Raw genomic sequence first — 8,964 nt, 5'->3', positions numbered from 1 at the left:
CGACGTTGGCAGTAGCGCCAGCCCATCCTGTCACTCCAGCAGAGGAGGGCGAGGGTATGCGCGATACGGTTTACTTCCTGGTGTTCGAGGGTTTTGCCGACTGGCAGGCGGCGCTGGCGTTGTGCGAGATCCGCCGCCCCGGCGACTGGCTGGTGCGGACTGCGGGCTTCTCGTCCGCGGCGGTGGTGTCGATGGGCGGCCTCACGGTCTCGCCCGACGTGACCCTGGCGCAGATCGATGTGGAACGCGCCGCCTTGCTGGTCGTGCCCGGCGGGCACCTGTGGCAGCGCGGCGACGGCGACGCGGCGGTGGCGGCGATCCGCCGTGTCCATGATGGTGGTGCGCCGGTGGCCGCGATCGACAGTGGCGTGCTGGCCCTGGCACGCAGCGGCCTGCTCGATGGCTGCCGGCACACCGGCAACTGGGCCGGCCACATCGACAGCCATGTGCCGACGTATGCCGGCGCCACGCAATACGACGCCGGCGTGCTGGCGGTGAGCGATGGCGGCGTCATCACCGCCAGCCACCTGGGCAGCGTGGAGTTTGCGCGCGAGGTGATCCACACGCTGGATCTCTACAGCGCCAGCGACCGTGAACTCTGGTACCGCCTGTTCAAGCACGCGCAAATGCCGCCGTGGTGCGTGGGCGACGTCGCCGCCGCGGCTTGAGCGGCGAGGCTAACCCTGTGGGAAGTCGCTCCCACAAAAGCCGCTCCCACAGACACTCCTTGGAGGACCCCACCATGACCCATACCTTTCACGGCAGCTGCCATTGCGGCGCGGTACGTTTCGAAGCCGATATCGACCTGGCCGCGGGCACTGGCCGCTGCAACTGTTCAATCTGCACCAAGACGCGCCACTGGGGCGCCATCGTGCGGCCCGATGCCTTCCGCCTGCTGGCCGGCGAGGCGGCGTTGTCGGATTACCAGTTCAACACGCAGAGCGCGCATCACCTGTTCTGCAAACACTGTGGCGTGCGGCCGTTCGGTCGAGGATTTATCGAGGCGATCGGTGGCGACTACGTGTCGATCAACCTGGCCTGCCTCGACGACGTCGAACCGCAGCAACTGATCGATGCGCCGCTGCACTTCGCCGACGGCCGCCACAACAACTGGATGTCGCCGCCCGCCGAAACGCGGCACCTCTGAAACACCCTTCGCCCATCAGGAGAGCGCCATGAGCAAGCCCCACGTCAGCTTCTTCCATTCGCCGCAAAGCCGTTCCGCCGGCACCCGCGCCCTGCTCGAAGAACTTGGTGCCGACTACGAGCTGCACCCGCTCAACCTGAAAAACGGCGAGCAACGCCAGGACGCGTATCTGGCGATCAACCCGATGGGCAAGGTGCCGGCGATCCACCACAACGGCGCGCTGGTCACCGAGCAACCGGCGGTGTTCATCTACCTGGGCGATCTCTACGCCGACGCCGGGCTGGCGCCGTCCATCGGCGATCCGTTGCGCGGGCCGTATCTGCGCTGGCTGGTGTTCTACGGCTCCTGCTTCGAGCCGGCGGTGACCGACAAATCGATGCAACGCGAGCCGGCGTCGCCCTCGACCTGCGGCTATGGCGATTACGACACCATGCTGAAGACACTCACCGACCAGCTCGAGAAGGGCCCTTGGCTGCTGGGCGAGACGTTCAGCACCGCCGACGTGTTGTGGGGCACCGCGTTGAACTGGACCACCATGTTCAAGCTGGTGCCGGAGTTGCCGGTGATCCGCGCCTACATCGACCGCGTGTTGGCACGTGCGGGCGTGCAGCGCGCCGCGGCGCTGGACGCCGAGCTGGTCGCGGCGCAATCGGCGTAGGAGCAACCGGAGCAAGGCGCAGATGGCCACCGTGCTCTCCAGCCCGCCTCCCCCGGTGTTGCCGGGGGAGAGGGCCTCAAGTGCATGCTTCCCGTGACATTCGACGCTTTTCCCCATCGCCGGTCTCGGCGATGATGGCTGGATGCGCCGTGCCGACCGCCTGTTCCTCATCATCCACGCCCTGCGCGGTCGCCGCACCGCGCTGCAGGCGCGCCAGCTGGCCGAGACGCTGGATGTGTCGGTGCGCACGGTCTACCGCGACGTGGCCGACCTGCAGTTGTCCGGCGTGCCGATCGAGGGCGAGGCCGGCGTCGGTTACGTGCTGCGCAAGGGCTCGGATATCCCGCCGCTGATGTTCAACGCCGACGAACTCGAATCGCTGGTGGTGGGCACGCGCTTCGTGCGCGCGTTTGCCGGCGCGCGGCTGGCCGCGGGGGCGCAGGCCGCGCTGTTGAAGATCGAGGCGGTATTGCCGCCCGACCTGCGCGAGCGCTCCAGCCGCACGCCCATCTTCGCGCCGACCTGGCGCGACGAGAAAACCCTCGCCTTTGCCGCCCGCATCGACCAATTGCACGCGGCCATCGGCGGCAATCGCGTGCTGGAGCTTGGCTACCGCGATGAAGCCGGCAACCCCAGCACGCGGGAGATCGAGCCGCTGTGCCTGGCGTTCTGGGGCGGCAAGTGGACGCTGGGTGCGTGGTGCCGCCTGCGCGACAGCTTCCGCAGTTTCCGGCCCGACCGGATCGATGATTTCCGTGAAACCGGTGAGCTGTTCGACGAAGTCGCCGGCCGCAACCTGGATGCCTACCTGCAGGCGATGCGCGGTCATTACACGGTTATCGACTAGCCGCGGTTCGGGCGCCCGCAGCGGCATCGCCCTTCTCCATCACACGGTACCCATCCATCGGCACGGTGCCATCACGGCGTTCGGTGCGATGATCGGCGGATATTTTTCGTGGAGACCGTGATGATCCGTTGTTGGCGTTACCTGCTGCTGGCGGGCCTGGCGTGCAGCGCTTTGGCGCATGCCGGCACGGCCGATGACCGCTTTCGCGCGATCTACCAGCAGGAATGGTCGTGGCGCATCGGGCAGGCCGGCATCGTCGCGTCGGGCGAACCGCAACCCAACAACGGCCGGCTCGATACGGTCGACGCGGCCAGCCAGCAGCAGCGGCTGGATTACTGGCAGGACGTGCTCAAGCAGCTGGACGGCGTCGACGCCAGCGCGCTGTCGCGCACCAACCAGGTGAACTACGCGATCTATCGCGACCAGATCAGCAACTTCGTCGCCAACCAGCGCTTCAAGAACTGGCAGATGCCGTTCAACAGCGACTCGGCGTTCTGGTCGGACATCGGCTACGACCTGGGCAGCGACCGGCTGCGCACGGTGGAGGATTACCGCATCTACCTCGACCGGCTGGGCCAGATCCCGGCGTATTTCGACCAGCAGATCGCGAACATGCGCGCCGGCCTGAAGCGCGGTTTTTCCGTGCCGCGCGCCGTGCTGGACGGGCGCGACGCATCGATCGCCGCCGTGGCTGAGCTGACCGACCCCACCCAGGCCAGCCTCTACGCGCCGTTCCTGCACCTGCCGGCCACGTTGCCGGCCGAGCAGGCGCAGGCCATGCAGGGCAAGGCCTTGCAGCGCATCCGCGATGACGTGATCCCCGCCTACGCCAAGCTGCTGGCGTTTTTCCGCGACGAATACGTGCCGCAGGCGCGCACCACGCTGGCGGCCGAGGCGCTGCCCGACGGCAAGGCGTTCTATCGCCAGCAGATCCACGAATACACCACGCTCGATCTCGGCCCCGACGCGATCCACCAGATCGGCCTGGACCAGGTGGCGAAGCTGCACGCGCAGATGCTGGAGGTGATGAAGGAAAGCGGCTTCCAGGGCGATTTCCCCGCGTTCCTGCATTTCCTGCGCACCGACCCGCGCTTCTATGCCAAGACGCCGGAAGAGTTGCTGATGCGCAGCGCCTGGGTGGCCAAGGAAGTGGACGGCCAATTGCCGCGGCTGTTCGGCCACCTGCCGCGCGCGCGCTTCACCATCGTGCCGGTGCCGGCAGCCATCGCGCCGTACTACACCTCCGGCCGCGGCGACGCCAACGAGTACATGGTCAACACCTACGACCTGCCGTCGCGGCCGCTGTACAACATGCCGGCGTTGACCCTGCACGAGTCCTACCCCGGCCACGCGCTGCAACTGGAACTGGCCGAAGAGAACCCCGATCAGCCCGCGTTCCGCCGCGACAGCTACATCTCCGCCTATGGCGAGGGCTGGGGCCTGTATTCGGAATACCTTGGCAACGAGATGGGCATCTACAAGACGCCGTACCAGAAGTTCGGGTACCTCACCTACCAGATGTGGCGCGCCTGCCGGCTGGTGGTCGACACCGGCATCCATCACCTTGGCTGGACCCGCCAGCAGGCGATCGATTACCTCACCGTCAACACCGCGCTGTCGGCCCGCGAGATCGCCAACGAAGTGGACCGCTACATCAGCTGGCCCGGCCAGGCGCTGTCGTACGAGCTGGGCTACCTGAAAATCCGCGAGCTGCGCGCCAGGGCGGAGAAGGCGCTCGGCGCGAAATTCGATGTCCGCCACTTCCACGACACGGTGCTTTCCACCGGTTCGGTGCCGCTGCCGTTGCTGGAGCAGCGCATCGACCGCTTCATCGCCGAAGGTGGGCCGGAGCCGGATTACGGCTGCGCCTGCGCCAGAAAGGGCGATGCGAAGCGTTCAGGCCAGTAACGCCCATCCTGACGACTGCCGTCCCAATAACTGCCGGTATGTAGTAATATTTGACGCAACTTCACAGGGAGAGTAAGCGCATGACGGCTCATTCGACCCGCATCGCCGAAGCCGCGCCCCGCTACACCTCGCCGGATACGCTTGCCGATCCGGCGCTGCGCGCGTTCTTCAACCTCACCGAACAGTGGAAGCTGCGCATTGCCGACCAGCGCAAGCTGCTGGGCGATCCGCCGGAGTCCACCTTCTACAAGTGGAAGCGCCAGCAGGGCGGCAGCCTGGGGCGCGACACGCTGGAGCGGATCAGCTACCTGCTGGGCATCTGGAAGTCGCTGCAGATCCTGTTTCCCGACCCGGCCCAGGCCGACACCTGGCTGCACCAGCCGAACACGGCGCCGCTGTTCGGTGGCCATTCCGCCATGGAGCGCATGTTGTCGGGCAACGTGGCCGACCTGTACGTGGTGCGCCAGTACCTGGACGCGCAGCGCGGTTGAGCGAAGTGCAGATGATGGTCGCGCGCGGCGAGACGAACGCGCGGCATGCTTTTGCCCCTCCCGCGAAGCAGGGGAGGGAGCACATCCTGGAGCTTTGATGCCGACCGATCTGCCACCCGTCAAACGCATCCGCTGGAGCCGCGCCTGGCGCATCGTGCCCAGCCGTTTTCCGCCGGTAGGCGTGTACGACCGCATCGCCGACCCGGCCGATATCGATGCGCTGTTCGCGATCGAGGCGCTGACCAATCCGCGCCTGCGCGAGGAGGCCGACGCGTTGAAGCTGGTGCCCAGGGAGCGGCGCCTCAGCGGCCCGGGCGCCACCCCGGTGATGGCCGCGTTCACCCATCTCAATCCCGAAGGCAGCCGGTTTTCCGATGGCACCTGGGGTGTGTTCTATGCCGCCCACAGCGTGGCCACGGCGGTGGAGGAAACCGTCTATCACCGCGAACGCTTCCTGGCCGCCACCGCCCAGCCCGCCGCCGACATCCAGATGCGCTGCTATCGCACCAGCGTGGACGGCAAGCTGTATGACCTGCGGGGTGGCTGGGCCGCGGCGCAGGCGCCGGACAGCTACGCGGCCAGCGTGGCGCTGGCCCGCGAGCTGCGGGCCGCGGGCGCCAATGGCGTGGTCTATGACAGCGCGCGCGACAGCGGCGGCGAATGCCTGGCCGCGTTCTACCCCGATGTGGTGGCGCCCTGCGTGCAGGCGCAGCACCTGGTCTATCGCTGGGATGGCACCCGCATCGCGCAGGTGCTGGAGGTGAGTGAAGTCAAACGGTCGAGCCTGGACAAACCGTAGGGCCGACTCGCCGTCTTCCGGGCGCAGGCCCGGCTGGCTACAGCTTGTCGAATTCCCGCTTCAGGTCGTAACCCTTGTCGGTGACGATGCGCTCCAGTGTCTGTACGCGCTGCTCCAGCGTATTCATGCGCGCCTGGTATTGCGGATCTTCGCGCGGCTGGGTGTGCTTGAAGCGCAGGTGGTCGCGGAAGATGCGCGCGCCGAGGACGACGATGATGATGCAGAGGATGAAAAATTGACCGTTGTCCATCGTTGATTCCTAGGATTCCAGATCGCGAAACTGGCGATCGAGGTCGTATCGACTCGAGGTGACGTAGCCTTCCATGTGCTGCAGTTTCATGTCCAGCTCGCGGAAGCGGTGGCGCACGTCGCGAAAGGTGTCACCGGCCGAGCGCCGCACGCTGCGCCAGTACTCCTCGTCGGCGTCCCAGTCGTAGAGTGCCTCCGGCTTGGTCGGCAGCACGAAGCCCAGCACCAGGTACGCCGCCAGCGTCACCACGTTGAACCACAGCAGCGCGACGATCGCCAGGCCCCGCACGAGGGTGACGTTCCAGCCGAAGTAATCGGCCAGGCCCGCGCACACGCCCATCAGCTTGCCGTGGCCTGGGTCACGATAGAAGCGCTGCGCGCGCCAGTTGCCGTCGTGTCTCATGGCTCGGCCCGGTGGCGTGGCTGCCAGCAGCTGCGCTCGTCGCCGCGGCCGCAATAGCGCAGCGGCCGCTGCGGCATGACCATCGCGGCGACCACGTAGGCCACCACGGTGGACATCGGGAAGCACCAGAGCAGCACCAGCGCCCCGATGCGGGTCAGCCATGCCGGCCAGCCGAAACCCTCCGCGATGCCCGCGCACACGCCAAAGATCAGGCCGCGTTCCGAGTCGCGGTGGAGTCGGCGCTGATGATAGTCGTCCGTTGAACCGTTCATGCCTTGTCTCTCCAGTTGGGTACTTCGGTATCCAGGATGGTCTCCAGCGTCTTCACGCGGCCCTCCATCCGGTTGGCGAGCTGCCACAGATCCGACAGCATTTTTTCGTCTTCGCGGGTCAGGCACTGGGCGCGTCGGCGCTGGGTCGTGTAGTGCAGGATCAGCCACAGCGGCGCGACGAAAATGCAGAACATGGCGAAGATGGCGGTAACGTCCATGTCGCGTTACTCCTTGGCGGCTGCTGTCTCCGAGCCCATCCGTTCCTTCAGCGCGGCCAGTTCGGCCTCGACGTGGTCGTTGGTTTCCAGGTCGGCGAATTCGCGGTCAAGGTCGCGCTGCTTGCCCAGGTCGTAGGCTTCGACGCGGCCTTCCATGTGCTCCAACTTGCGCTCGTAATGCTCGAAGCGGCCCAGCGCGTTGTTGATGCGTTCGTCATGGGTGCGGCTGCGCGCCTTCAGGCGGTTGGCCGCCGTGTGGTGGCGCAGCTCGAACGATTTCTGCCGATGCTTGGCATCGGCCAGCTTGCCCTGCAGCGCGGCGATGTCGTCATTGAGCTTGGCCAGGCCCAGCTCGACTTCGTGGCATTGCCCCTGCAGCGCCTCGCGCGCCGTGTCCGTGTGTTTCTTCTCGACCAGCGCGGCCTTGGCCAGGTCATCGCGACCCTTGTTGATGGCCAGCTCGGCGCGGCGCTGCCACTCGTCGGACTCGCGCCGGGCGTATTCCACGCGCCGCTCCAGTTCCTTGCGGTCGGCGATGGCGCGCGCCGCGGCGGAGCGCACCTCCACCAGCGTGTCCTCCATCTCCTGGATGATCAGCCGCACCACCTTTTCCGGTTCTTCGGCCTTGTCCAGCATCGCGTTGATGTTGGAGTTGATGATGTCGCTCATTCTCGAAAAAACGCCCATGTCTGCTTGCCTCGTGATGGTGAAGGGGCCACGAAGTGTCTACAGCACGGGTCGTGCCAAACCGGCGCATGCGTTCAAGTCATTGATAGATCGAAACTTGTGGCTTCGAGGCTGAAAGTGGGCGTCGTCCGAGTCGGTTCTATCGACCGATATATGGTTATATTCACCAATACTGAGCGAAAACTAACCATCAGGTCGCGCTGCCTCGCTTCGAGTGATGCCCCATGCCAGATCCGCGTCCATCGGGTACCGAAACCACCGCCATGCTGGGCGAGTCCACGGCGTTCCTGGACTTGCTGGAACACACCTCGCGGGTGGCGGCGGTGAACAAGCCGGTGCTGGTGATCGGCGAGCGCGGCACCGGCAAGGAGTTGATCGCGGCGCGGCTGCATTACCTGTCGCCGCGCTGGGAGGCGCCGCTGGTGAAGCTCAACTGCGCGACTTTGACCGAGGCGTTGCTCGAAACCGAGCTGTTCGGCCACGAGGCGGGCGCATTCACCGGCGCCAGCCGCCGCCACATCGGCCGTTTCGAGCAGGCCCATGGCGGCACGCTGTTTCTGGACGAGCTGGCCACGGTTTCCCTGCGCGTGCAGGAAAAGATCCTGCGCGCGGTCGAGTACGGCCAGTTCGAACGCGTCGGCGGCAGCGAGACGCTGAGCGTGGACGTGCGCATCGTGGGCGCCACCAACGGCGACCTGCCCGCCGCCGTGCGCGCCGGAACGTTTCGCGCCGACCTGCTCGACCGGTTGGCGTTCGACGTGCTGACGGTGCCTCCGCTGCGCGCACGCACGGGCGATGTGATGCAGCTGGCCGAGCATTTCGCCGTCAACATCAGCCGCGAGCTGGGGCGGGACCTGTTCGCCGGCTTCAGCGAATCCGCCCGCGCCGCGCTGGTGCGCTACCCGTGGCCGGGCAATGTGCGTGAGCTGAAGAACGTGGTCGAGCGATCCGTGCACCGCACGCCGGCCGACGAGCCGGTCGACACCATCGTTTTCGATCCCTTCGCTTCCGCGTTCCGGCCAGCGGTCGAAACCGCGCCGGACGCGGAGCAGGGGACGCCGCCGGAACAGGCCTCGATCCGGCTTCCCTGCGATATCAAGACGGAATTGGCGCGGCTGGAAATCGATCTGGTCCAGCGCGCGCTGGTCGAAGCGCGCCACAACCAGGTCGAAGCCGCGCCGCTGCTGGGACTCGGCTACCACCAGTTGCGCGCGTTGCTGCGCAAGCACGGCATGGTGAAATCGCGCCGTCGGCGCGAGGGCCCGTAAAGCGAACGTCTTGCGCT

At 66.5% G+C, this 8,964-nt stretch carries 13 protein-coding genes; 8 read left to right on the top strand and 5 right to left on the bottom strand.

Features of this window, described 5'->3' with window-relative positions:
* The first annotated feature begins 56 nt into the window (after positions 1-56).
* The 7 genes from ACFPK0_RS00195 to ACFPK0_RS00165 all read left to right on the top strand — a co-directional run bounded on the left by ACFPK0_RS00195 (position 57) and on the right by ACFPK0_RS00165 (position 5,850).
* The gene (locus ACFPK0_RS00195) at positions 57-668 is read left to right on the top strand and encodes a DJ-1/PfpI family protein (protein ID WP_056083517.1); all 612 of its coding nucleotides are present in this window, start codon (positions 57-59) and stop codon (positions 666-668) included.
* A gap of 74 nt (positions 669-742) precedes the next feature.
* Positions 743-1,147 carry a GFA family protein gene (locus ACFPK0_RS00190; protein ID WP_056083520.1) on the top strand — a complete coding sequence of 135 codons (405 nt, stop codon included), beginning with the start codon at positions 743-745 and terminating at the stop codon, positions 1,145-1,147.
* Positions 1,148-1,175: 28 nt separating this feature from the next.
* Positions 1,176-1,805 (top strand): glutathione S-transferase family protein, encoded by a 630-nt coding sequence (locus ACFPK0_RS00185; RefSeq protein WP_377337495.1) that lies wholly within the window; start codon positions 1,176-1,178, stop codon positions 1,803-1,805.
* 142 nt (positions 1,806-1,947) lie between these two features.
* Positions 1,948-2,652, top strand: a complete 705-nt coding sequence (locus ACFPK0_RS00180; protein WP_007082447.1) for a helix-turn-helix transcriptional regulator — start codon at positions 1,948-1,950, stop codon at positions 2,650-2,652.
* Positions 2,653-2,772: 120 nt separating this feature from the next.
* On the top strand, positions 2,773-4,560 hold the full coding sequence (locus tag ACFPK0_RS00175; protein ID WP_377337492.1) for a DUF885 domain-containing protein: 1,788 nt from the start codon (positions 2,773-2,775) through the stop codon (positions 4,558-4,560).
* A gap of 80 nt (positions 4,561-4,640) precedes the next feature.
* Entirely contained in the window at positions 4,641-5,051 is a 411-nt protein-coding gene (locus ACFPK0_RS00170; RefSeq protein WP_056083525.1) for an MbcA/ParS/Xre antitoxin family protein, read from the top strand.
* A 97-nt stretch (positions 5,052-5,148) separates the two neighbouring features.
* A complete protein-coding gene (locus ACFPK0_RS00165) occupies positions 5,149-5,850 on the top strand; it encodes an RES family NAD+ phosphorylase (protein WP_056083528.1) in 702 nt (233 codons plus the stop codon).
* Between the two features lie 37 nt (positions 5,851-5,887).
* Here the strand turns inward: ACFPK0_RS00165 and ACFPK0_RS00160 are convergent, their stop codons facing one another.
* From ACFPK0_RS00160 to pspA, 5 genes are read right to left on the bottom strand one after another with little or no spacing between them, the layout of a single operon-like run.
* Positions 5,888-6,100, bottom strand: a complete 213-nt coding sequence (locus ACFPK0_RS00160) for a hypothetical protein (protein ID WP_056083530.1) — start codon at positions 6,098-6,100, stop codon at positions 5,888-5,890.
* 9 nt (positions 6,101-6,109) lie between these two features.
* Positions 6,110-6,502 carry an envelope stress response membrane protein PspC gene (gene pspC, locus ACFPK0_RS00155; RefSeq protein ID WP_056083533.1) on the bottom strand — a complete coding sequence of 131 codons (393 nt, stop codon included), beginning with the start codon at positions 6,500-6,502 and terminating at the stop codon, positions 6,110-6,112.
* Positions 6,499-6,774 carry a PspC domain-containing protein gene (locus tag ACFPK0_RS00150; protein WP_056607107.1) on the bottom strand — a complete coding sequence of 92 codons (276 nt, stop codon included), beginning with the start codon at positions 6,772-6,774 and terminating at the stop codon, positions 6,499-6,501. Before ACFPK0_RS00150 ends, pspC begins: the two co-directional genes overlap by 4 nt.
* On the bottom strand, positions 6,771-6,992 hold the full coding sequence (gene pspB / locus ACFPK0_RS00145; protein WP_056083539.1) for an envelope stress response membrane protein PspB: 222 nt from the start codon (positions 6,990-6,992) through the stop codon (positions 6,771-6,773). Before pspB ends, ACFPK0_RS00150 begins: the two co-directional genes overlap by 4 nt.
* Before the next feature lie 6 nt (positions 6,993-6,998).
* Complete coding sequence (gene pspA / locus ACFPK0_RS00140) at positions 6,999-7,679, bottom strand: phage shock protein PspA (protein ID WP_056607108.1); 681 nt, start codon at positions 7,677-7,679, stop codon at positions 6,999-7,001.
* A gap of 224 nt (positions 7,680-7,903) precedes the next feature.
* On the opposite strand from pspA, the gene pspF reads away from it, so the two are divergent.
* The gene (gene pspF / locus ACFPK0_RS00135) at positions 7,904-8,947 is read left to right on the top strand and encodes a phage shock protein operon transcriptional activator (protein WP_056607111.1); all 1,044 of its coding nucleotides are present in this window, start codon (positions 7,904-7,906) and stop codon (positions 8,945-8,947) included.
* The last annotated feature ends 17 nt before the right edge of the window (positions 8,948-8,964 follow it).

The sequence above is a fragment of the Rhodanobacter ginsenosidimutans genome, from assembly GCF_042655685.1.
GTDB classification, from domain to species: domain Bacteria; phylum Pseudomonadota; class Gammaproteobacteria; order Xanthomonadales; family Rhodanobacteraceae; genus Rhodanobacter; species Rhodanobacter ginsenosidimutans.
Note: the sequence above shows the minus strand (reverse complement) of the source record. Positions and strands in the feature narration are given on the sequence as shown.